15 protein-coding genes are annotated in these 22,180 nt (G+C 62.6%); 2 read left to right on the forward strand and 13 right to left on the reverse strand.

All coding sequences use genetic code 11. From position 1 onward, the window contains the following. The 9 genes from EOS_RS39000 to EOS_RS39040 all read right to left on the reverse strand — a co-directional run. The coding region (locus EOS_RS39000) for a response regulator (protein WP_047897577.1) at positions 1 to 458 on the reverse strand (458 nt) is incomplete at its 3' end. A 28-nt stretch (positions 459 to 486) separates the two neighbouring features. Continuing rightward, the gene (locus EOS_RS39005) at positions 487 to 2,862 is read right to left on the reverse strand and encodes a hybrid sensor histidine kinase/response regulator (protein WP_047897578.1); all 2,376 of its coding nucleotides are present in this window, start codon (positions 2,860 to 2,862) and stop codon (positions 487 to 489) included. Then, on the reverse strand, positions 2,859 to 3,659 hold the full coding sequence (locus EOS_RS39010) for a chemotaxis protein CheW (protein ID WP_082163688.1): 801 nt from the start codon (positions 3,657 to 3,659) through the stop codon (positions 2,859 to 2,861). The genes EOS_RS39005 and EOS_RS39010 overlap by 4 nt, the downstream gene beginning before the upstream one ends. Next, positions 3,652 to 5,202: a CheR family methyltransferase gene (locus EOS_RS39015; RefSeq protein WP_082163689.1), complete on the reverse strand. Its 1,551-nt coding sequence runs from the start codon at positions 5,200 to 5,202 to the stop codon at positions 3,652 to 3,654. Before EOS_RS39015 ends, EOS_RS39010 begins: the two co-directional genes overlap by 8 nt. Then, entirely contained in the window at positions 5,199 to 5,681 is a 483-nt protein-coding gene (locus EOS_RS39020) for a chemotaxis protein CheW (protein WP_235443107.1), read from the reverse strand. Before EOS_RS39020 ends, EOS_RS39015 begins: the two co-directional genes overlap by 4 nt. Before the next feature lie 24 nt (positions 5,682 to 5,705). Further along, on the reverse strand, positions 5,706 to 7,331 hold the full coding sequence (locus EOS_RS39025; protein WP_047897580.1) for a methyl-accepting chemotaxis protein: 1,626 nt from the start codon (positions 7,329 to 7,331) through the stop codon (positions 5,706 to 5,708). Positions 7,332 to 7,898: 567 nt separating this feature from the next. Further along, entirely contained in the window at positions 7,899 to 9,176 is a 1,278-nt protein-coding gene (locus EOS_RS39030; protein WP_047897581.1) for a type II toxin-antitoxin system HipA family toxin, read from the reverse strand. Next, positions 9,173 to 9,445, reverse strand: coding sequence for a helix-turn-helix domain-containing protein (locus EOS_RS39035; protein ID WP_047897631.1), 273 nt, complete (start codon positions 9,443 to 9,445; stop codon positions 9,173 to 9,175). Before EOS_RS39035 ends, EOS_RS39030 begins: the two co-directional genes overlap by 4 nt. 212 nt (positions 9,446 to 9,657) lie before the next feature. After that, complete coding sequence (locus EOS_RS39040) at positions 9,658 to 12,051, reverse strand: AsmA family protein (RefSeq protein WP_047897582.1); 2,394 nt, start codon at positions 12,049 to 12,051, stop codon at positions 9,658 to 9,660. 253 nt (positions 12,052 to 12,304) lie between these two features. Between EOS_RS39040 and EOS_RS39045 the strand changes: the two genes are divergently transcribed. Beyond that, the gene (locus tag EOS_RS39045; RefSeq protein WP_047897583.1) at positions 12,305 to 12,985 is read left to right on the forward strand and encodes an ABC transporter ATP-binding protein; all 681 of its coding nucleotides are present in this window, start codon (positions 12,305 to 12,307) and stop codon (positions 12,983 to 12,985) included. Continuing rightward, positions 12,982 to 13,794: an ABC transporter permease gene (locus EOS_RS39050; protein ID WP_047897584.1), complete on the forward strand. Its 813-nt coding sequence runs from the start codon at positions 12,982 to 12,984 to the stop codon at positions 13,792 to 13,794. The genes EOS_RS39045 and EOS_RS39050 overlap by 4 nt, the downstream gene beginning before the upstream one ends. Positions 13,795 to 13,823: 29 nt before the next feature. Here EOS_RS39050 and EOS_RS39055 read toward each other — a convergent pair whose 3' ends face one another. From EOS_RS39055 to ligD, 4 genes are all read right to left on the reverse strand, one after another. Beyond that, complete coding sequence (locus EOS_RS39055) at positions 13,824 to 15,764, reverse strand: hybrid sensor histidine kinase/response regulator (RefSeq protein WP_047897585.1); 1,941 nt, start codon at positions 15,762 to 15,764, stop codon at positions 13,824 to 13,826. A 236-nt stretch (positions 15,765 to 16,000) separates the two neighbouring features. Then, positions 16,001 to 18,361 (reverse strand): ATP-binding protein, encoded by a 2,361-nt coding sequence (locus tag EOS_RS39060; RefSeq protein WP_047897586.1) that lies wholly within the window; start codon positions 18,359 to 18,361, stop codon positions 16,001 to 16,003. Continuing rightward, complete coding sequence (locus EOS_RS39065) at positions 18,358 to 18,957, reverse strand: biliverdin-producing heme oxygenase (RefSeq protein ID WP_047897587.1); 600 nt, start codon at positions 18,955 to 18,957, stop codon at positions 18,358 to 18,360. Before EOS_RS39065 ends, EOS_RS39060 begins: the two co-directional genes overlap by 4 nt. A gap of 434 nt (positions 18,958 to 19,391) precedes the next feature. After that, positions 19,392 to 22,142 (reverse strand): DNA ligase D, encoded by a 2,751-nt coding sequence (ligD, locus tag EOS_RS39070; protein WP_047897588.1) that lies wholly within the window; start codon positions 22,140 to 22,142, stop codon positions 19,392 to 19,394. Between the last annotated feature and the right edge of the window lie 38 nt (positions 22,143 to 22,180).

Below are 22,180 nucleotides of genomic sequence, written 5' to 3' on the forward strand. Positions count from 1 at the left end.
GCCAGCAGGTCGGTGTCGGAGGTGATACGCGGTGCGGCTGCGACCGGATTCGCGGCGGCTTTCGTGAGCTGCTGCGCACCAATCTGGTCGATCTTGGCGATCAACGCCGCGATCCCGCGCTTCGCGTCCGGGCCGTTCAGCACCGGGGTATCGACGGCATCCAGCGCGCCTGCGCCCATCGCCTCATAGACGCGCCACGCATTCGCCCCCACGTCCACCGTCACGATCAGGATCGCGCACGGCGTCTCACGCATGATGCGCCGCGTGGCTTCTGTGCCGTCCATGTGCGGCATCACGAGATCCATCAGCACGACGTCGGGTTTCTGCGCCGTGCAGTAGTCGACCGCCTGTGCGCCATCGGTCGCGACCCAGATCACCTCGAAGTCCCGCCGGGTCGCCAGCGCCCCGCGCAAGGCGTCCACGGCCAGCGGCATGTCGTTCACGATCCCGATCTTCATCGCTCGCCTCTCTCTTTTTAGTGGTCTCTCACAACTGCGCTTCGCCGATCAGGTCGCGCACTGCATCGAGCAAGGTCTGGTCGTGGAAGCTGCCCTTCGCCAGATAGTAGTCCGCGCCGGCATCCAGTCCCCGCTGGCGGTCCTCCGCCCGATCCTTGTACGACACGATCATCACCGGTGTCTCGCGCAGATGCGGATCGCGCCGGATCAGCGTGACCAATTCGATGCCGTCGAGGCGCGGCATGTCGATATCCGTGATCACGAGATCGAAGCGCTCGCTGCGCACCGCATTCCAGCCGTCCATGCCGTCGACGGCGATCGTCACGTCGTAACCGCGCCCAGCCAACAACTTGCGTTCGAGTTCGCGCACGGTCAGCGAGTCGTCCACCACCAACACGCGTTTTTTCGACGCGGCGACCACGCGCGCGGTGCCCGCGGAGACACGTCCGAGTTCGCCGTCGACAACCAGCTTTTCGACCGCGCGCAGCCAGTCGTCGAGATCGGCGATCAGGAGCGGATCGCCGTTTTCCATCAACGCGCCCGCCGCGATGTTCGGCACCTTGCCGAGACGTTTATCGAGCGGTTGCACGACCAGCATGCGCTCGCCGAGAAAGCGGTCGACCACCACGCCGTAGCTCGCCGCGCCCTGCCCGATCACGACGACGTTGAGCGTGTCGCTGACGGTCTCGAAGGTGCCCGAGCGGAGAATCTGATGCGCGGTGACGATGCCGAGCCGCCGCCCTTCGAATGCAAAATGCTGATGCCCTTCGAGCAGATCGATCGATGCCCGCGGCAGCACCAGCGTGCGCGTGACATGCGCGAGCGGCAAACCGTACGGCTCGCCGTCGACTTCCACAATCAGGCTGCGGATCACGGACAGCGTCAGCGGCAACTGCATCACGAAGCGCGTGCCGACCAGCGCTTCCTGCGTGACACGCAGACTGCCGCGCACCTGGCGCACGACGTCCTGCACGGCATCCAGGCCGACGCCGCGGCCGGAGACGTCGGTGACGGTATCGCGCATGGAGAAGCCGGGCAGGAACAGGAATTCGAGTAGTTCGGCATCTGAAAGACGCGCGGCGGTTGCTTCGTTGGCTAGGCGCTTCTGCACGATGGCCCGGCGCAGCGCGGGGAGGTCCACGCCACCGCCGTCGTCACTGACGCTGATGAAAAGCGAGCCCGCGCTGTGGCGTGCTTCCAGCGTGATCGTGCCTTCGGGCGGTTTGCCGAGCGCCAGGCGCAGCGACGGAGCTTCGATACCGTGATCGACGGCGTTGCGCAACAGATGGCCGAGCGGCGCTTCGAGCAAGTCGAGGATGTCGCGGTCCACCTCCGTCGCAACGCCCGCAATCACGAACCGCACTTGTTTATCGAGCGAACGCGCGACGTCGCGGACCATGCGCGCAAAACCGCCGGTGGCATCGACGAACGGCCGCATCCGGCATTCGAGCGCTTCGTCGTAGAGTTGCTGTGACAGGTGCGTCGAGCGCCGGTCGTAATTTTCCAGTTCGGCCAGGCGCTCGCCGAGCTGGCGGTGCGCCTCCGCATTGAGACGGCGCACTTCGTCGAGCGCGTCGAGCGTGCGGGAATCGAGCGCGGCGGTCGGGGCGGCCATTGAAGTCGAGGCCGAGGTAGCCGCTTCGGTCAGCGATTCGTGCAGGAAGTCGAGCGCCCGGCTCGCGTCGCGCTGGATGCGCTTCACGCGCAACATGGATTGCGCGAACGGTTTGAGCCAGCGCGATTCCACCAGCGATTCACCCGAATGGCTCAGCAAGCGGTCGAGCGTATCGGCACGCACGCGCAGCATGCGGGCCGGCTCGCGCAGTTCGGCGGAGCGGACAGGCTGGTGGGGCGTGGACTCCATGGCGTCCATGGCTTCCGTGACTTCTGCGGCTTCCTCAACCGGCGCGGCGAGTGTTAGTTCAGCCGATAGATCAAAGTCGGCATCTGCCTTCGGCGCTTCGAAAAAAGAAGAAGGCGAAGCCGCGGCCACACCGTTCATCCGCGCGTTCAACTGGTCGACGAATGCATCCACGTCCGCCTGCGACACGGTTTCGTCGCCGGAAGCCTGACCGATCTGCACGATCAGATCGACGCCGCTCAGCAGCACGTCGATCATGGCGGCATCGACGCTCACGCGCCCTTGCTGCGCACCGACGAAGCAGTCCTCCATCACATGCGCGAGGCTCACGCCAGCGGGCACACCGACAATCCGCGCCGCGCCCTTCAGCGAATGTGCCGCGCGCATGCAGGCTTCGAGCGTCACCGGATCGCGCGGCGCACGTTCGAGCGCGAGCAGGCCGTCGCTGAGAATCTGCCCCTGCGCACGCGCTTCCTCGCGAAACAAGTCGATGAGCGACGGCTGGCCGCGGCTTGGCCCCTGGCCTGTTTCAGCGCCGCTCATGTGAGGCTCCGGTTCAAAGTCTCGAAAAGTTTGGCCGCGTCCAGCAGACCCACCGTCACGCCCTTCCACACTGTCACGGCCACGGCGTGCGACGCCGACATGCTGGCGACCGTCGCCGGCACCGCCTGGAAATCCACGCGTGCAAAACGATGCACGCCATCGACCGCATCAACCGGGAACACGATCGGATTGCCGAGATCACCCCGCTGACCCTGCTCGCCGCCCGGCTCGACGACCAGCAGGCGCGCGAGATCCCGGGCATCGACGCCTTGCTGTGTGCCCGGTCGCCGCCCGTTCTGCCCGACCTCCGATGCAATCCCGAACAAGCGCGCGAGCGACGCACACACGAGCAAGGTCCCGCGCACGTTCACCACGCCGAGCACCGCCCGATGGCGCCGGTGCGGAAGCGAGTGAATCGGCCGCAACTGCGCGACTTGCTGAAAGATAGCCGTGGGCAAACCCAGCCATTCATCGCCGATACGAAAGACGAGCCACGACGTGGTATCCGCTTGCCCGGCAGCGTATTCGCTCAGCGACTGCGCCGTCAGCCGATGCATCCCCTCGCGCTCGATGGAGGAATCGGCGGCTTGGTCACGATCCAGCACGCGCGCCGCGGCGGCATCGTGCACAGGACAATTCCGGCAATGGATGTAACCCGCCAGACGCGGACAAGAACCATCGCCGCGAACACCGATGCGGTTCCAGCAATCGTCGATGGGAGTGTCGAGCAAGGGCGACCGCTCAGCCGTTTCATGAAGGTCAAGAGGGGTGTCTTGTTGGTCGCGCGGATCACTCATGGCGGCCTCCCGATACTCGAGCGGCACGCGCCAGCAGCAATTGCGCGCCCGCCCGATCGCCTTCCAGCCCAAGCACGGCTGCGAGATGCGTCAGCGCTTCACCATGCTCCGGGTCAAGGTACAGCGCACGTTTGTAAAAACCTCTCGCCTCGGTTTGCTCGCCCTGAGCATCTGCGATCACCCCGAGCAAGTAGTAAGCGTCGGCGCTGGTTGGATGCGCCTCAAGATACCCGCGCGTCACGCTGGCTGCTTCGAGCAGAGCGCCGGTGTCGGCAAGTGCATGGGCCTGTTTGAGCAAATCCGGTTTAGCCGCAGGCTTGGCATTCGTCATCACCATGTCGGAGCTTGCTCGCGGTGCAGTCGCAGCAGGCAAGCCGATTGAAAACGAGCGCCCAGGTGCATCGTTCGCATGCGCGCCTGACCCGCTCCGTTGAGCGAACACAGTGGCTACGGCCCGGCTCAATCCGGCGACCGGCACCTTTGACGTTGCTGCACGCGTCGCCAGTTCCATTGCCCTTTCCGCGCTGGCGATGGCCGCGAACAGCGCACCCGACCGGTCTCCCAGGACATACTCGCCCCATCCACGCCCGCTAGCGCCCCCCGGCAACGCACCACCCGCCAGTCCGCCCTCGGGCCGTGTGAACGCGAACGCGAGCGGCAGCTTCGCCGACGCCATGCCTTCGCGCATCATTAGTCCGGTCTCGGCCGGTCCTACGAACAGCATCCCGCCGGGTGCAAGCAAACTGTCGAGTACCCGCATCGCCGTATGCTGCGTCTGCCGGTCAAAGTAGATCAGCACGTTGCGGCAGAAAACGAAATCGAAGGGTTCGAGCGTTTGAGTATCGAGTGTCAGCAGATTCGCCTGGTGAAACCGCACACGCTCCGACACCGCCGGCAAAAGCCGCCATTGATCGCCAACCGGTGCAAAAAAACGCTCGCGAAAGCCGAGCGCGCGGCTGCGGAACGCGTTGCCGCCGTAATGTGCACGACCGGCGATCTCGAGCGCGCGGCCGCTGATGTCGATTGCATCGATGGAAAAACGCTCCGGCGCAATGCCCGCTTCGAGCATGGCCATCGCGATGGTGTAGGCCTCCTCACCCGTTGAACACGGCATGCTCAGGATCCGCACCGGCTTGAATGGCTGGTCGAGCAACCGGACACGCGCCAGTCTGACCAGCGCGTTGAACGCTTCGGCATCGCGGAAGAACCACGTCTCCGGCACGACCACCGCCTCGATCAGGGCCTGCAACTGCTCCGGCACGCCATTCACCACGAGCCAGAACGCTTCGATACTCGCCCGCGACGGATCCAGACCGCCGGCACCGGCCGCACGCCACGCTGCAAACCGCTCGGAGACCACGCGTTCGATCGCTTTCTCGCCAATCGACGCAGGGTCCAGACCGATCGTCCGCTGCAACAGCGCGGCGAACTGCGCGACCTGCGCATGCGGGAGCGGCTCGCGACGGCTCTCATAGATCTCGTGGATCTTGTGAAATGCGTCGGCTGCGCGCCGGGCCTGATCGGAGATAAAAGCGTGCTTCATGCGTCGCTCTGCGTGAAGAGTTGCGCCTGCACATGTTCCGGCAACAGATGTTCGATGCGCACCCATTGAACGAGGCCTTGCTCGTCGCGCGCAAGCGGGCCGAGATAACGCGCGTCCGGCGCTTCGACGCCCGCGTGCCGGAACGCTGCGCTATCGAGCGTCAGCATGCGCGTGGCGCGCTCGAGCAGGATGCCAAGACGCCGGTACTCGATGCCCGTCACGGTGTCATGCGGGTAATACACCAGCGCCACACGCGTGGAGAGACGTTCATGCGAACGCCGACCGAGTGCGAGCGCGGCCAGATCGACGACAGGCACCGGCAAACCTTCGTACTCCAGCACGCCCGCGACCCACTCCGGCACGCCGTGCATCGCCTTCAGCGGCACGAGCGAAAGCATCCGCTCGACCTGGGAACTGTCGATCACGTAGCGGTCGTTATCGAGCGTGAACTGGACGAAGAGCATGGTCTCAGCGGTCAAACAAACGATCGGAAAGCGCGTGGGTCACGTCGCCACCTTGAAGCGCGACACGCCGGTGCGCAGGCCGTTGGCGGTGTGCGTCAGGTCGTCGATAGCTTGCGTCGACTGGCGCAGCGACTCGGCCGTCTGCTGCGCGGCTTCGGACAATTGGGCGAGCGCCTGCGTGATCTGGTCGGCGCCGGTCGCCTGCGTCTGCATCCCTTCATTGACCATCACAAAACGCGGCGCAAGAGTCTGCACTTGCTGGATGATCTGCGACAACTGTCCGCCGACCTGCTGCACGTCCGTCATGCCGCGCCGGACTTCCTCGGAGAACTTGTCCATGCCCATCACGCCAGCCGCCACCGCCGACTGGATCTCCTTCACCATCTGTTCGATATCGAAAGTCGCCACCGCCGTCTGGTCGGCGAGACGACGGATCTCAGTGGCGACCACCGCGAAACCGCGCCCGTATTCGCCCGCCTTTTCCGCCTCGATCGCCGCGTTCAGCGACAGCAGGTTGGTCTGGTCGGCGACTTTCGTGATGGTAGCCACCACCTGGTTGATGTTGCTCGCGCGCTCGTTGAGGATCGCCAGCTTGCCGTTCACCGATCCGGCCGCCTCCATCACGAGCCGCATGGTGTCCTCCATCCGCGTGAGGCCCAACTGCCCCGTGCCGGCCAGCAGCGCCGATTGCTCGGCCACGCCGGACACTTCGTTCATCGTGCGCACGAGATCGCGGGATGTCGCAAAAATCTCCCGCGACGTCGCGCCGATTTCGGTCGTCGTCGCGGCGGTTTCGCTGGCCGTGGCCTGCTGTTCGCGAGCGGTTGCGGCAATTTCCGCCACCGATGTGGTGACCTGCACCGCTGACTTCTGGGCCTGTCCGACAAGACCGGTCAGTTCGTCGGTCATGCGGTTGAATCCTGCTCCGAGCGCGCCGAATTCATCCCCGCGCTCAAGATGCAGGCGCTGCGACAGGTCGCCGGTGCGCATGGCGTCCACCACTTCCACCAGCCGCTCCATTGGCACGGTGATCGCTCTTAGCAGGAGGAAACCGGCCCAGGCCGCAGCCAGGATGGTCGCCACCAGGATCACCAGCAACGTGATCTCAGCCTTGCTGACAGACTCGCGAATGCTCTTCGACGAGGCCGTCTGCTGATCGTTGTTGTGCTCGACGAGCGCCCTCACCACGGTCCGGCCCGTTTCCCAGACCGGCGTGAGCTGGGTGTTGAAGACCGCTGCGGCAGCCTCTTTCGACGCCGGCAAATCGGCCATGATCTGCGCCTGGACCGGCGCGTAGAGGGAGCGCTGCTGCTTGAAATCGGTGAAGAGACGGCGGTCGGTGTCTTCAAAGACCGTGGCTGCGTACTGGTCGATCAGCTTGTCGAGCGATTCGCGGGTTTCTGCGATGCGCTGCGTGTCGCGCTGGACCTGGTCAGGCGCGCTATCGATAAAAATAAGCCGCTGCGTCACCGTGTAGTTCTCGAACCACGCTGCGCGGATGGTCGTCGCGAGATACACGCCCGGCGACGAATCCTCTTCCTGGCTGCGCGCGTCCCGGTCGATGGCGCCGAGCAGGATATACGAACACACGGCCATCACCAGCATCAGCGCCAGGATCACGCCAAAGCTGGCAAGAATTCGATTTCGTATGGTCAACTGCTTCACGCATGAACCTTTTCAGTAAGGGTTGGGCATCGGCGCTGGTAGCGGCGCGCAGCGCACGGATCGAGCACGGTGCGGCGCAATTTTAAGACGGAAAACGAAACGGTTTGCGGATAAATACGGGCGTTTGTCTTTTAGCTACTAGGCGAGCGGCAACAAGCAGCCAAGTTGTGCACAGAAACTGGGGAGCACCCTGTTGACAACCTTCTGACAAACAACGGAACGCGTTGAACGCGAACGGTTTTCAGGCACCGCTTCAAAGTGCGCCGGGCATGCCGATTCGATGGTTTTATCGCGGGAAGTTGTGCACACAATCTGTTGAAGGATCTGTGGACAAGCATGAGGTTAAGTTCGCAAGTGTTTGATAAATAAGCGCAGTTCTGAATCGACCCGATTTGAACCACGCACAGCGGGCTGTTGGGCCGCGGCACGGGCCCTGCAGCGTCCGGCGACTTATCCCCAGGAATTGTGGGCAGGGTTGTTAATAAGCACGGGGCTCAAGGCTTAAGTCACTGACGCAGCACGGTTTAATACCCGTGACTCAAAAGCGTCTTGTTGACGCCCAAGGTTTCAGGGAAGGCGGAACGCCGGCCGCTTCGCCCGTGCGACGGGGATCGCGCCCGTGCGGCGGATCACGTCTCGAATCTGCGCGAGCAGATCGTCGGTTTTATATCGATCGTCGTGGCTAAAGCGCTCGGCGACAGTCTCGAATGCCTGGTCGATACGCAGCAGGATCGCTTCCGCCTCGGCACGTTTCAGGCCCAGACGTTCGCCGTACGCTACAAGCTGCGCGGGAACGGGGAAGACTTTCGATTTGTTCAGGTTCAGCGCCATGCGGCCGTCGAGCAACGGATAGATGCCCGTGCAGACGACATCGTAGATGGGCGCCAAGCGACGCGGCCCGGTGGGATCGGCATAGACAATGCCGATATTCTTCATATGTGCGTCGCCGTCGCGAAGGAAGCACGACAGCGCGACGCGCTCGAACAGCCGGATTGATTGCGCGCGGAAATCGGCGCCTGTGTAGACCTCCACCGCCCGCGCGATCATCTCGTAACTGCCGCGGTATTTGTCGTTGCCGGTCAGCACGCTCATGTCCTCGAAACCGAGCGCCGTGCCGTCCGGCGCACGATCGAAACGCGCCATGACGAACAACAGGCCGTCGTTGGAGAGCCAGAAATCCGGCACTTCGAAGCCCGCCTCGCGCGCCACCGACATGCACAGGAATTCGTTGCGCGCGACTCCCGCATAGTCGTCGCCCTCAGCCTTCACGATGACCGTGGTGAGTGGCAAGGCCGCATGCGCGTCGAGCGTGGTTGCACTTGCGGGAGCGTCGGAAACCAGCGGCACCACTGTCTTCGGCTGCACGCCCGAAATGCCCGAACCCAGCGCATATTTGCTCACGAGCCGCTCAAACAATTGTCCCGAGGGCGACGACAGCAGCTCGTCCAGGCGCTCGCCCTCGCCTTCGGGCACCGTCTCGCCGTGCAGCGCATAGGTGAGCCTGCCGATCTGGTTTCGCCCGGCAAGGAACAGCAGGAACATGTCGCTGGGGGTGCCGAAACGCGCCAGTTTTTCTTCGATGATGTATCGCAGATAACCTTCCGGGCGATTCATCGCGAATATGTTCATCAGCGCGCCGCTGCTATAGCTCTTGCGCCGCACAGGCATGGTCAGCGACACAGCCGCGTCCGGCTCGACATCGCCGTAATTGAAGACGAAGGTGCTTTCCTTGGCCAGCAAACCCGCTACGCCCTGAGGTGTGTGGACGTCGAGCTGGCGGATTTTGTCGAAGAGCTTTTCCAGTTCAAACGGCGGCGCAGGTTTAAGCGATGACGACGTGCTCATTCTTCCTCCCTGAAGAAGAAGTCCAGGTCTTCGAAGACCACCGTGTCTTTCGGACGCAACGTGAGGTCGTAGCCGAGCGCGTTGGCGATCCGGCAAAGCTCGTGAAGTCCGACGTTCTGCCCGCCTTCCGCATTGGTAATTGTGCGCCGGGAGACGCCAGCACGATCAGCCAGCGTTTGTTGACTCATACGGCGTTCGCGCCGGAGCGAACGGAGTTCCGCTGCCAGACGCTCGAAATTGCTGATGGGGTCGGTGTATTTGCGCGTCATGATGCGCAATAATAATTCATATTTTAATTTTGCGCACTATTACGCGCATTTTTCTCGAAAAATTAATGTTCGTATCTTTTTTGGTTTACGCACTATTATGCGCAAAAAATCACTAATTATAAAAAATGCGCGTCAAGACGCGCATTCTATTCGAGGTGAGTTTCTAATTTCGGCGGCCCAACGCGAGCAGTTGGCGGTCTCAGTGCCAGTTATCAGCTCCCGCGATAAAGCGCCGCACCGGCCGGCGTGGACGCCGCCGGCCGGGCCCGGCTCTTGGCGCCACTGGATGACGAAGACGACGCAGCCGCCGGATTCGCCGCACCTGGCTCCATATACCCCGGCGCACCCTTGGCCTTTTCCTTCTGCCCGGGCGGCGGCGCGCTCGGCGCGGTGCGCATGTCGGCGAGCATCTGCGTGCACGGCAGCGGTTTGTTGTTACTCGGCGCGATCAACGGAATCAGCGCGGCAAACGGGTTGAGCAGCCCGAGCCCGACCGCCACCGCGCCACGCGCGGCCAGCGCACCGGCACTCACGCCCACATGCGGGTCCTTGAACGTCCCCTTCACATACAGTGGCGAGCGCAGCGAGAACACCCGGAAACCCTTGGTGTGCGGATGAATGTTCAGGTCCATCTCTTCGGTCTTCAGATTCACGGTGCCGTCCATGTTGATCACGGCGTCGTCGGTATCGAGGGCGAACACACGCGATTCAAGCACGCCGTTGGTCGCCACGAAATCCGCTGCCGCGCAGTTGATCTTCACATCGCGTTTGTCGAAGAGCTTTTCGTAGACCGCGTTCGCCACGTTCAGCCCGGCCGCTTCCATATACAGCCGGCTGACGGTACCGTCGGTGATCAGTGCCTTGATCTCGCCGTTCATCGTTGCCGCGAGTGCGGCCGGCGAATTGCCCGTCGCCGATAACGCCGCATCCCCGTTCACTTCGCCCAGCGCTGTCTGCATTGTCTTGACAGTCGGCAGCAACTCCTTGAGCTTCAGATGCCGCGCCGATGTCGAAAAGCGGCCCTGGAGCGGCTCCGTGCTGCCATCGAGATGAATGTTCGACGACAGCGTTCCGCCCGCCACGCCGAACGACAATGGTTCGAACGACAGCACGCCGTCGTTCATCATCAGGTGCGTGTAGAGGCCGGTGATGGGCAGCGCCGGGTCCTTGACGATCTTGCGGCCAGTGAACTTCACGTCGGCATCGATCGCCTTCCATCGATCCGTCTTGAACGCCTCGGCCGGCAGCGCCTTCGACGACGACTGTTTCTCCGTGTCGCCGCGCTTGGCTTTGCTGGCGTTCGAATCGGCGCCGATGATTGGTGCGAGATCGGAGAACTGCAGCAGGTTCGAAATCAGTTCGCCCGACAACAACGGCCGCGGCTCGCGCGCGACGAACGTCAGCGATCCGTTCAGGTCGCTGCCGCCCACGCGCCCGGTGAAGTTTTCATACCTGAAGACGTTGCCGTCCGCCTTGAACTGGCCGACGAGCCGCCCTTCCGTTGCATACGGCGGCGTCGAGGGCAGCGTCACCCCGGCGATCGGATACAGATGCTCGAGGCTCACGCCCTGCAGCCACAGGCGCAAATCGAGCGCCGCGAGATGGGCGGGGTCTGCCACGGTTCCCACAAAGGCAATATGCGTATCGCCGATACGAACATCCGCCTGTACGGGGAACGGGCGCATGGCGTCCTGTAGCGCGAGCACGCTGCCTACCTTGCCGTCGCCGGACACCGCCACGTTGTTGTATTTGCCCTTCACCGACCAGCCGATGCCATAAGGTGGCACGGGTGGCACGGGCGGCTTCGGCCCTTCCTTGGTAGTGGTGCTGGTGTTCGCGGAGACGCTCGCCGGGTCTAGCGCGCTGGCATTCGCGGTGGCTGCCGCCGACGCAGCGGATGCGGCCGCGGCTTCCGATGCCGCGGCTTTATCGACTTGCTGGCTCAGCTTGTTCGCGCCGCTCTTGCCGACCATCTGGGCCGACGATTTCTGCGATGCCGCTTCCTGCTGTTTCATGACATCGCCGATGGGAATCAGCTGGCCGAGCGTAGTCACGACGGCTTGCATGTCCGCTTTCGTGATCTCGTCGGCGTAGGTAATGTCGCCTTTGTTCAGGGCGATGTCATGCAGTTGAAGATTCCAGGCCGACGGTTGCGTCGACTGCTGGAACTTGAACGTCCAGTTATTTCGGTTGTCCTTGAGTCGCTCCAGATCGACCGATGGGTTCACCAGGTTGATCGATGGAATCACGATGTCGTGCGCGAGCAGTGGCAGGATCTCGACCTGGAAATCGATCTCGTCGAGGGTCGCGAAAAATTTCTGTTTGGTCCAATCTGGGTTTGCCACTGTGATTTTTTCGGCCGAGAAACGCGGCCATGGCACCCAGCGGCGCCAGCCGGTTTCACCGGGCGGCCGTTGCCAGCCGACCTTCAGGTCGCCGGTAATCTGGAACTGCCGGCCAATCGCCTGCGAGACTTTATCGTCGACCCACGGGCGGGCCCGGTTCCAGTCGAAGGTGAGAAACACGATCGCCAGCACAGCGATCAGGACGATCAGAACCGCAATGATCCAGGCGACTATTTTTCCGATTTTCCTGCCAAGCGCCATAAAGGCTCCATCGTTATTCTTGAGTTTTTCTTGAATCTTTCTTGATTTGACACGGGCAGCACACCCTGTGCCTAGCGGATGATACCGGCCTGGTCCGCATACCGGGCGGGACCGGATGAACCCACCGCTCGCGACGTTTAAAAAGCGCGATCAAAACACACACGCAAACACGCGCAACTGATTCCCAAGCGTCGCGTAAGGACAGGTGATTTATGATTGCGCTCCGAGATCATTCCCCGAGCATGTCTTCGCCATGTCCACACTAGCCGACACGCCCCTGATTCGCACCACTGCCCTCACGCGCCACGATCCCGTGCGCAACACGACCTTGCTGCACCCGAGCACGTTCATTTTATCCGGCGGTCAGCGCGTGGCTATCACGGGGCCATCGGGATCGGGCAAGAGCGTATTCCTGCGTGCGCTTGCGCTGCTCGATCCCGTCGATGACGGTGTCATCCAGTGGCGCGGACGGGCTATCGCGCGCGGGGGAATTCCGGCCTACCGGCGGCGGGTTGCCTATATTGCGCAACGCCCGGCCATGCTCGATGGCAGCGTCGAAGACAACCTGCGTTATCCGTTCTCGCTGAAGGTGTATCGCGACGCGCGCTTCGATCGTGAACGTGTGGGGGAACTGGCGCGCCGGGCAGGCCGCGACACCGATTTCCTCGATAAGCGCGCAAGCGAGTTATCGGGAGGCGAAGCGCAGATTGCCGCGTTGATCCGCGTGTTGCAAGTGGACCCCGACGTCCTGCTTCTCGACGAACCGACTGCATCGCTCGATCCTGCTGCGGCGCTGGAAATAGAAGCGCTCGTGAGCGCCTGGTTCGACGATGGCCATGGCGAACGCGCCAGCATCTGGGTATCGCACGATCCGGCACAAGCGAAACGCGTGGGCGAGCGTCAGCTCGTCATGACTGCGGGTACTTTGTCATGAGCGGCTATCAGAGCCTGAGTCTGCTCGACATCGCGATTGCGGCGGCGTTGATCCTGGTGAACGGGGTGTTGTCGGTCGCGTTGAAGCTCGATCTGGAACGCAAGCTGGTCTGGGCGGCGGCGCGCAGTGTCGTGCAGTTGCTCGCGATCGGTTATGTGCTCGGATGGGTCTTCCAGTTTGACCGCTGGTACGTCGTAGTGCCGTTGATGGCGTTGATGACGCTAATAGCGGGACTGTCGGCATCGAACCGCGGGCGGCGCACGTACGTTGGGCAGCGCGTGGATAGCGTGGTGTCGATCTGGGTGAGTTCGTGGCTGGTGGCAGCGGTGGGATTGTTCGTCGTGATCCGGATTCATCCGTGGTACGAACCTCAATACGCGATACCGATCCTTGGGATGATCCTGGGCAACACGTTGACGGGTGTGTCGCTGGGCATCGAGCGGATGACGGAGGAACTGACGGCGGGACGAGGCGTGGTGGAGATGTCGCTGGCGCTGGGTGCTACACGGTGGGAAGCAGCGCAAAGACCGGCGCGACAGGCTGTGCGAGCGGGGATGATCCCGACGTTGAACCAGATGACCGTGGTGGGACTGGTAAGTCTGCCGGGAATGATGACGGGCCAGGTGCTAGCGGGTCAGTCGCCGCTGCAAGCGGTTCGTTATCAGATCGTGATCATGTTTTTCATCGCCGCCGCCTCGGCTCTCGGAACCGTGGGCGCGGTGTTACTGACCTACAAGCGGTTGTTCTCGCCGGAACATACGTTCATGGCGTCGAAGCTGATAGAGAGGGAAAAGCCAAAGCGCGGATGAAACAGAGAGGGACGACATAGTCCCTGAACTCAAGCGCCGCCCGGCCGCCGTGCCAAAGCGTGAATCAGCGATTCGAGCCGGGCGAAGTTGACCGGCTTGGTGAGGTGATCCATAAACCCGGCATCGCGGCATCGGCGGATATCTTCGTCCATGCCGTAGCCGGTAATGGCAACCGAAGGTTTTCCGGGCTGCAACTCGGTCCACGCCCGGGCGACGTCGAGACCACTGCCATCGGGCAGGCCGATGTCGCTGACCAGAAGATCGAACACTTCGCCCCGTGCCAGAGCAAGCGCCTCGGCGACGGTCGTGGCAACCCCGACCTGGTGCCCGAGCACTTCCAGCACCTGCGCCATGGCCGACGACGTGTATTCGTTGTCCTCGACGAGCAGCACCTTCAACGACCGCACGATCTCATCCGGATCCTCAGCCGCGCGAGGCGAAGTCTCGTCTTCGGCTGCCGCCTTGACGAGCGGCAGCGTCAGCGTAAACCGGGCTCCCTTGTCGCGCCCTTCGCTCTGTGCGGTCAACGTTCCACCGTGCTTCATCGCAAGCGTACTGGCGATAGCCAACCCCAGCCCCAAGCCGCCGAACGCCCGCGTAATGGAGTCATCGGCCTGTTCGAAAGCCGAAAAAATCCGCGGCAACGCTTCGGCACTAATCCCGATGCCGCTATCGGTCACCGAAATAGCGATGGTCGACGCATCGGGATTCCACATCCGCACCGCGATACGCCCCCCCGCCGGCGTGAACTTCACCGCGTTTTTCATCAAGTTCCACACGATCTGCTGCAAGCGCGCGGCATCGCCGAAAACGAGGGCGGACGTGGCGCCCAAGGTGGTTTCCAGCGTCAGTCCCTTGCCGCGCAAATCGGACTCCGACATATCGAGCGCGCTCGACATCAGCGTCTCGAGCACCACGTTCGCAAAATTTAGCGAAAGCTTGCCGCGCGCGATACTGGTCAGGTCGAGCAAATCGTCGATCAAGCGCGCCTCCAGCTCCACATTGCGCCGGATCAGTTCGAGTGTTGCCTGCGCATCGGCGGGCAGCGCGTGGCGTATCTCAAGCAAGCGCACGGCTGCGACGATCGGCGTAAGCGGCGTGCGCAACTCGTGCGAAAGGACCGCCAGGAAGTGGTCTTTCGCCCGGTTCGCGGTCTCGGCCTGCTCCTTCGCGACGCGCAAGGCATCGGCAGCCATATGCTCTTCCGTGACATCGCGGATGATTTTCGAATAACCGATCAGATCACCGTTCTCGGCGCGAATCGCCGTCGTCACGCCCGAGGCGAAGAACGAGCGTCCGTCCTTGCGCCAGAGCCAGCGGTCGTCGCTCGCACTGCCTTCGACTTGCGCCGTTTCCAGTTCTTTTGCAAACACATTGGTGTCGCGATCTTCCTGCCCGTAGAACACCTCGGCCGACCGGCCGACCACGTCGTGCGCCGCGAACCCGAGAATCCGCTCCGACGCCGCGTTCCACGTCCGGATCCGGCCCTCCTGATCGAGCGTGATGACGGCGTAATCCTTCAGCGCATCCACCAGCAAGCGGAAGTGCGTTTCCGTTTCCCGTAGCGCGCGTTCGACCGCAATACGCTGCTGACGCTCGGTGCTTTCCGTCAACGCACGCCGCACGACGGCGGGCAGCCGCTGCAGGCGTTGCTTCAGGACGTAGTCCGTGGCGCCGCGCTTGAGCATGTCCACTGCGTGCTCCTCGCCGAGCACGCCCGAGACGAAGATGAACGGCGTATGCGGCACCCGCTCGCGAGCAATCGCCAGCGCTTCGACACCGGAAAACACCGGCATCACGAAGTCCGCGAGGATCACATCGAAGTCGGATGCCTCGAGCGCCGCGATGAAACCCTGCTCCGTGTAGACAATCTGCACGTCGACCTTGTAGTCGGCGCGCTCCAACTGGGTCAAGGTCAGTTCCGCGTCGAGCGCGTTGTCTTCTACGAGAAGCAGGTGCAAGGGCTGCATGGTCTGGGCACTCAGGCGAACCGGCGCGCGCGATACTGCCGGGCGGGTCGCATCGGGCGAAACAATGAATGGACCAGCGTGCCCGGACCGGAACACCGAGCGCCGTGCAGGATGAAGAAGACAGTGTGCACCAGATTCATTCCGACGCCGGTTGACGGCGAACACGCGTGGAACCGGGCGGCGGTTCATTCAGCACGAGAAACTTTGGCAGGGACAATCGATCAAGCATTGCGGCTTCACCTCGACGATGATGGCGGTTGCGGCTTGCGCCGCTTGTCAGTCTCGGTTTCGGTGCCCGCTGTGTCGGCCCTGAACACTTTCGGCAGCGAAAAATGGAACGCGGCGCCTTCGCCCTCGCGGCCTTCGGCCCAAGTCCGGCCGTCGTGCCGCTCGATAATCCGGCGCACGTTCGCGAGGCCAATGCCGGTGCCGTCGAACTCTTCCGCGCGATGCAGCCGCTGGAACACGCCGAACAATTTGTTCACGTACTTCATATTGAAACCAACGCCATTGTCCCGCACGCTGACGATGTATTCGTCTGCCGTCGAATTCACCGACAACTCGATTTTCGCCGATTCTCGTGTCCGCGTATATTTCACCGCGTTCGAGAGCAGGTTGCGCACCGCAATCTGCAGGAACGCCGGATCGCCGGTCACTTTTGGCAGATCCGGGATGATCCATTCCACCTGTCGGTTCGCTGTCTCGGCCCCGAACTCCTGCGCGACCGATCTCACCAGCTGGTTCAGATCGACGGCCACCGGGCGCAACGCGGCACGTCCCATTTGCGAAAACGTAAGCAGATCGTCGACCAGCACGCCGGCGAAACGCGCCGACTCGAGCATGTTGTTGAGAAAACGCTTGCTGCGCTCGGAGAGCTTCTCCCCTTCGTTCTCCCGCAGCAAATCGCCATACCCGGCGATATGCCGCAGCGGCGCGCGCAAGTCGTGCGAAACGGAGTACGAAAACGCCTCGAGTTCCTTGTTCGCGCGGCGCAGTTCGTTCGCCAGTTCCGCCAGTTCTTCCGCGCGGCGCAGCACGATGTTGAGCAGCCCCAAGCGAAATTCACCCGCGATTTCCAGTTCCACCGGACGCCAGTGAAGCGACCGGTTGCGCACGGTTTCAAGCCACGGCGCAAAGTCGCGGCGCGGCGTGACGCTGCCGTCCCGGCTCGACACGCGCTTGACTGGCTCACCCGCCCACTTGATCGTGCGCGTGGTTTCGGGACGAAACCAGATCACGTAATTGCGGAAAATCTGCGAAATCGGTACGGCCAGGATGCCGCTCGCAGTGTCCGTGTGATGGGATGCGCGCGGCCACACTTCCGGCAACGCATCGGTCGCGTAGACGCCCATTGTGCTCGATGCAAGCCACTGCGCGAGCGCAAGCACGGTGTCCTGATCCGGCGTGGAACCGACGAGCGTGGCTTTGCCCTCGACCACGATCGCGGCACCGGTCGATCCGGCGAAACACAGCAAGTCGTCGGGCGCAGCTTCGAGCCCGGCAAGATAGTCGTCGTGCTCGGCCAAGGTGCCGATGAGGCGCGACATCGTGCGCCGCAGGCCCAGCAGATACGCTGTCTCGGCACGCTCCTCCTTCGCGTCGATCTGCAGCGACAGGATCTGCCCGAGATGCTCGATCGCCAGGCGCACTTCAAACGGCACGAGGCGCGCGTCGTGGTCATGGCACGAGATCAGGCCCCAGAGCTGCCCGCGCACGACCAGCGACACCGACATCGACGCATACATGCCCATGTTGCGCATGTACTCGAGATGGATCGGCGAGAAGCTGCGCAGCGCGGCGTAAGTCAGGTCGGTCGGCCGGCCGGTCGCAGGGCTCACAGGGGGCACGAGCCGCGCGGCTTTCGCGTCCACATTCGCGACGAGACGCAAGCGCTGTTTCACGTATAACGCGCGGGCCTGGCGCGGGATGTCGGAGGCGGGGAACAACTGGTTCAGAAATGACGCGTAGCCGTCCTCTATATGTTCCGCCAGCACCTGACTGCGGCCCTCGTCATCGAATTTGTAGAGCAGCACGCGGCCAAAACCCGTCATCGCGCGCACTTCGCGCACGGCGAGCTCCGCGAGCCCGGTGACAGTCTCGACGTCCTGCAGACTGCGTGTAAAGGTGCGCACGAGCGGATACATCGATGCAAACACATCCGCATTCGGATGCCACGTCACTTCAAGTTCGACGATCAGGTTGCCGTCGTGCCGGTGCATCGTAATGTCGAGTTCAGGACCGTCCATCGTCGTGGCTGTGCGCTCCTGCGGGGCTTCGCGCGGGCTGAAGAGCGGATTCTCCACCGAGCCGATATAAAGCGGCGCTTCGTCAAGCATGGCCGTGGCCGCGGCATGTGCGACCCGTGCCGCAGCCGCGGCACCGATCAGCACGTCCACGGGTTCGCCCAGCAATTGCTCCACTGGCTTGCCCGCGAGCGCCGCGACGTTCTCGCTGGCTTGAAGGATGGTGAGCGCGTCAGAGAGGCACAGCAGATAACCGTGCGGCTGGATGCCGCCGGGAATGTGGATCGGCTCGGCGTCGCATTGCGCATTCGCCACACCCGCCACCGGTAACACCGGCTCTGACTCACTGCTCATGCCATTGCCCCTGACCCTGTACGGAGCTTGCCGAGCCAATCGTGCAAACCGTCGAACGTGGCGATCGCGGCATCGACTGCCACGTTGGCCTGCTCAGGCGGCACATTCGCGCGCACGATCTCGCGAAAGGCGTTCCACATGCTGCCCGTGCGCAAGCCGTAGCCCTCGAAATAAGCGTTGCCGCGACCGCTCTGCAGACCGAACAATGTCGCGACGTGCGGCGCGATAAAGCGCCCTCCAAGCGTCGAGCCCTCCATCACGTACATGGAACCGAATACGCGGCCGATGCTGTCCATCGCCGGCAAGCGCTCCACTTTTGTCACCGCGCTAGCGCGAGTGTCATCCCCGGTCAGAAGCGCCAGATCCGACGCAAGCAGCCACGCCTTGCGCCGTCCTTCGAAAAATTCACGCAGGGGCGCGGGCATGGCCGCCGCCGCAGAGTTCTCCCAAGGTGCAATGTATCCGTAAAAGCTTTCGAGCAATGCAACGTAGTCCTCGCGCGGCCACTCAGGGCGCATGAGGTCCAATGCGTTTTCCAGCCGTGCATGACACTTGGCCGTTTCGGTTTTCAGACGGGACAGGAGATCGTATTGCATGATCCGTTCGATAGGTTGCCGCGCGAGCGTGCCGCGATGTTGACCCGAATGCCAGGTGCTGAGTACCGGATGCCGGACCCGGCGGGCGGCGTTGCGTCAGTTCGTGGTGGCTGCGGCGCGGGCCGGCACGTCAAATGGACCGGCCGAGGCATCGAGCGCGCCTGACTTGCCGTCGCGAACTCTGCGCCGAGTCGGCATCGATTACCGATACATGTCCGGCACGCACGCAAAAATGGTAGAAACAACTGCAGTGGATATCGGGTAAGCGCCTTTCTCAGCTTGCCTCACACAGGACCGTACGAGTTCTTTGCGAGTTCTCCGATATCGCGCGCCCATTCTACGCAAGAGGCGCTTTGTTGACCACGGGCAGCAACCAGCGCAGCCGCGTCACTCGTTGCGCTTGGCTGCTGGTGTTCACTTGCATGAACTTGCGCTCACTTGATATCGAGCCGCTTTTTCATCGAAGCGGTGATGCGTTGCCGTGTCTTGGCGTATTCGCTCCATGGATCGGTTTTAAGTGTCTCCAGGCGTTCATGCAGATTGCCGATATTCCATTGATCGCCGCTCGTGGTCGCGTCGAGCTCGTCCCAGCCGATAGGCACCGACACGCCCATCCCCGGACGCGCGCGCAACGAGAACGCGGCGACCGTGCTCGACCCGCGGTTGTTGCGTAAATAATCGACGAAGATCTTGTCCCGGCGATTCTGCTTGCCCATCTTCGCCGAGAAATACTTGGGCAGCGTGCTCGCCATATGTTGCGCAACCGTTTGCGAAAAACCCTTCACTTCGTCCCAGCCGGCCTGCGGCGTGAGCGGCGCCACCACATGCAGCCCCTTCCCGCCGCTCGTCTTGCAAAAGGATTCAAGCCCGAGTTCCGCCAGCAATTCACGCGTGAGGCGCGCGGCCTCCTGCATCCGGTCCCAGCCGAGCCCATCGCCGGGATCGAGATCGAAGACCATCCGGTCGGGCTTTTCGATTTTGGCGGCGAGTGCGTTCCAGGTATGCATCTCGATCGCGCCCATTTGCGCTGAGCCCACCAGCGCGCCGACATTTTCTATCGTGATGAGCGCCGAATGACCGGGGTCAATACCTGGATGCTGCTTGACGTTCGGGATGGTCAGCTTCTCGCTGTGTTTCTGGAAGAACAACTCGCCGCCGATATCCTCCGGCGCACGCACCAGCGACACCGGCCGGTCCTTCAGATGCGGCAGCATCCATGGCGCGACGGCTTCGTAGTACAGAGCAAGATCTAGCTTGCGGATACCGGCCGATGGGTCGATCACGCGATCGGGGTGAGTGATCTTCACGCCCGCCACAAGTTCGGGGCCGGCGGGATTACGCGTGGCTTTTTTAGCGGCCGTTGATTTCTTCGCGGGTTTTTTATCCTCGTCGTCCAACGCAAGCTCCTTCGTCGATATCGGCACTTCCTTGACGATCTCCCGCGCCGGCTTGTCGTCCCTCAGGGCGACGAACGACGCTTGCCGCACGATCCGCTCCGACGTCCATTCGGCGAAATTGCATTCGGCGACAAGTTCGGGCTTGACCCAACGCAGCGGTGTCCGGCTACGCTCTTTCGGCGCAGCGGCGAACGGCATCGTCTTAATCTCGCGTGCGTCGAGTTGCTTTTTGATGTCGCGCAGAGTCGCTGCATCGAAGCCGCTGCCCACGCGCCCCGCGTACTGCAGCTTGCCGTGCGTGTCGTACACGCCGAGCAATAGCGCGCCGAACTGGCCCCGGCTGCCCGTCGGCTCCGAATAACCGCCGATCACAAACTCCTGCCGACGCCGGCATTTCAGCTTGATCCACGCGCTGCTGCGTCCCGACGTATAGCTGCTGTCGCGCCGCTTGCCGATAATCCCTTCCAGCGCCATGTCACAGGCACTTTTCAGCAAGTCGTCGACGCTGAATTCGAAGTCCGCGGAGAAACCCAGGGCGTCGTCATCGAGCGGTTCCAGCAGCGCCTTCAAGATCGCTCGCCGCTGCACGAGCGGCACGCCGCGCAAGTCGTAGCCGTTCAAGTAGGGGATATCGAAAAAATACACGGCGATATCTTGCGGACGATTGGCGTCGAACGCGTTCTGCAGTTTCTGGAAGTTCGGCAGATCGTTATCGTCTAGCACGACCGCCTCGCCGTCCAGCCACGCGCTCTCCACATCGAGCTTGGCTAACGCCTTGACCTGACGACTGAATTTATCGGTCCAATCGTGGCCGTTGCGCGTGAAGATCTGCGTCGACTTCGCTTTCGATGCCTCGCGATCGATGCGCACCAGAATCCGGTAACCATCGAATTTTATTTCGTATGACCAATCATTGCTCGATGGTGGCGTGTCCACGAGTGTCGCCAGTTGCGGCTTCATCGCGACCGGAAGCTTCGCGCGCACCGCCTCCTGGATCGCGGGATTGTGGGCGAGCGTGCGCAGCGATTCCGCGTTCCTGTTAGCCACGATGTCCGGTCTCGGGCGCTCCGGACTTTTACCTTGATCTTTCACGGCGGGCCGTTTCGGCGATAGTGCGGCCTTCGTGGTCCTGCTTGTCTTCGCGGCGGTCTTGCGCTCGGCCCTGTCGCGCACTTCGCCGCTTTTCGTACGCGCGCCGAGCGAATCGCTCATCACGCTGCCTGGCTTGTTCAGCAGCACGTCATAGTCGGCTTCGCTCCGGGCTTCGTCGTCGCGCTCCTTGATCAGCAGCCATTGCTCCTTGTCGCCATTGCCACGCATGTTGCTGCGCACGAGCGTCCAGCCGCCTTGCAGCTTTTCTCCGTGCAGGATGAATTTGAGCTTGCCCTTGGCATAGCTTTCACGCGCTTGGTCGATGCTGCCCGGCTGCGGTTCCCACGTCCCGCGATCCCACACGATCACGCTGCCCGCGCCGTAGTTGCCATCGGGAATATCGCCTTCGAACGAGCCGTAATCAACCGGATGATCTTCCACATGCACGGCCAGCCGTTTCACCGATGGATCGAGACTCGGCCCTTTCGGTACCGCCCACGATTTCAGCGTGCCATCGAGTTCGAGACGAAAGTCGTAATGAAGGCGCCGTGCATCGTGTTCCTGGATGACAAACGAAAGCGCGCTCGCCTGAGCTTTCTTCGACGTGCGCCCCGCCTTCGCAGCCGCGTGGCCTGAGGGCTCGGGCGTCTGGCTGAAACGCCTCATGCGCTGATAGGTGTCGAGTTTATCGGCCATCGGCGGATCGCTTTTCCTGGTACGTGGTAACGCGTGAC

This window comes from Caballeronia mineralivorans PML1(12) (assembly GCF_001028175.1).
Taxonomy (GTDB): Bacteria; Pseudomonadota; Gammaproteobacteria; order Burkholderiales; family Burkholderiaceae; genus Caballeronia; species Caballeronia mineralivorans.

Coding starts and splice junctions, on each gene's coding strand:
- EOS_RS39005 (WP_047897578.1), bottom strand. CDS start 2,862: ATGAGCGGCGCTGAAACAGGCCAGGGGCCAAGCCGCGGCCAGCCGTCG.
- EOS_RS39010 (WP_082163688.1), bottom strand. CDS start 3,659: ATGAGTGATCCGCGCGACCAACAAGACACCCCTCTTGACCTTCATGAA.
- EOS_RS39015 (WP_082163689.1), bottom strand. CDS start 5,202: ATGAAGCACGCTTTTATCTCCGATCAGGCCCGGCGCGCAGCCGACGCA.
- EOS_RS39030 (WP_047897581.1), bottom strand. CDS start 9,176: ATGAGCACGTCGTCATCGCTTAAACCTGCGCCGCCGTTTGAACTGGAA.
- EOS_RS39035 (WP_047897631.1), bottom strand. CDS start 9,445: ATGACGCGCAAATACACCGACCCCATCAGCAATTTCGAGCGTCTGGCA.
- EOS_RS39040 (WP_047897582.1), bottom strand. CDS start 12,051: ATGGCGCTTGGCAGGAAAATCGGAAAAATAGTCGCCTGGATCATTGCG.
- EOS_RS39045 (WP_047897583.1), top strand. CDS start 12,305: ATGTCCACACTAGCCGACACGCCCCTGATTCGCACCACTGCCCTCACG.
- EOS_RS39050 (WP_047897584.1), top strand. CDS start 12,982: ATGAGCGGCTATCAGAGCCTGAGTCTGCTCGACATCGCGATTGCGGCG.
- EOS_RS39055 (WP_047897585.1), bottom strand. CDS start 15,764: ATGCAGCCCTTGCACCTGCTTCTCGTAGAAGACAACGCGCTCGACGCG.
- EOS_RS39060 (WP_047897586.1), bottom strand. CDS start 18,361: ATGAGCAGTGAGTCAGAGCCGGTGTTACCGGTGGCGGGTGTGGCGAAT.
- EOS_RS39065 (WP_047897587.1), bottom strand. CDS start 18,957: ATGCAATACGATCTCCTGTCCCGTCTGAAAACCGAAACGGCCAAGTGT.
- ligD (WP_047897588.1), bottom strand. CDS start 22,142: ATGGCCGATAAACTCGACACCTATCAGCGCATGAGGCGTTTCAGCCAG.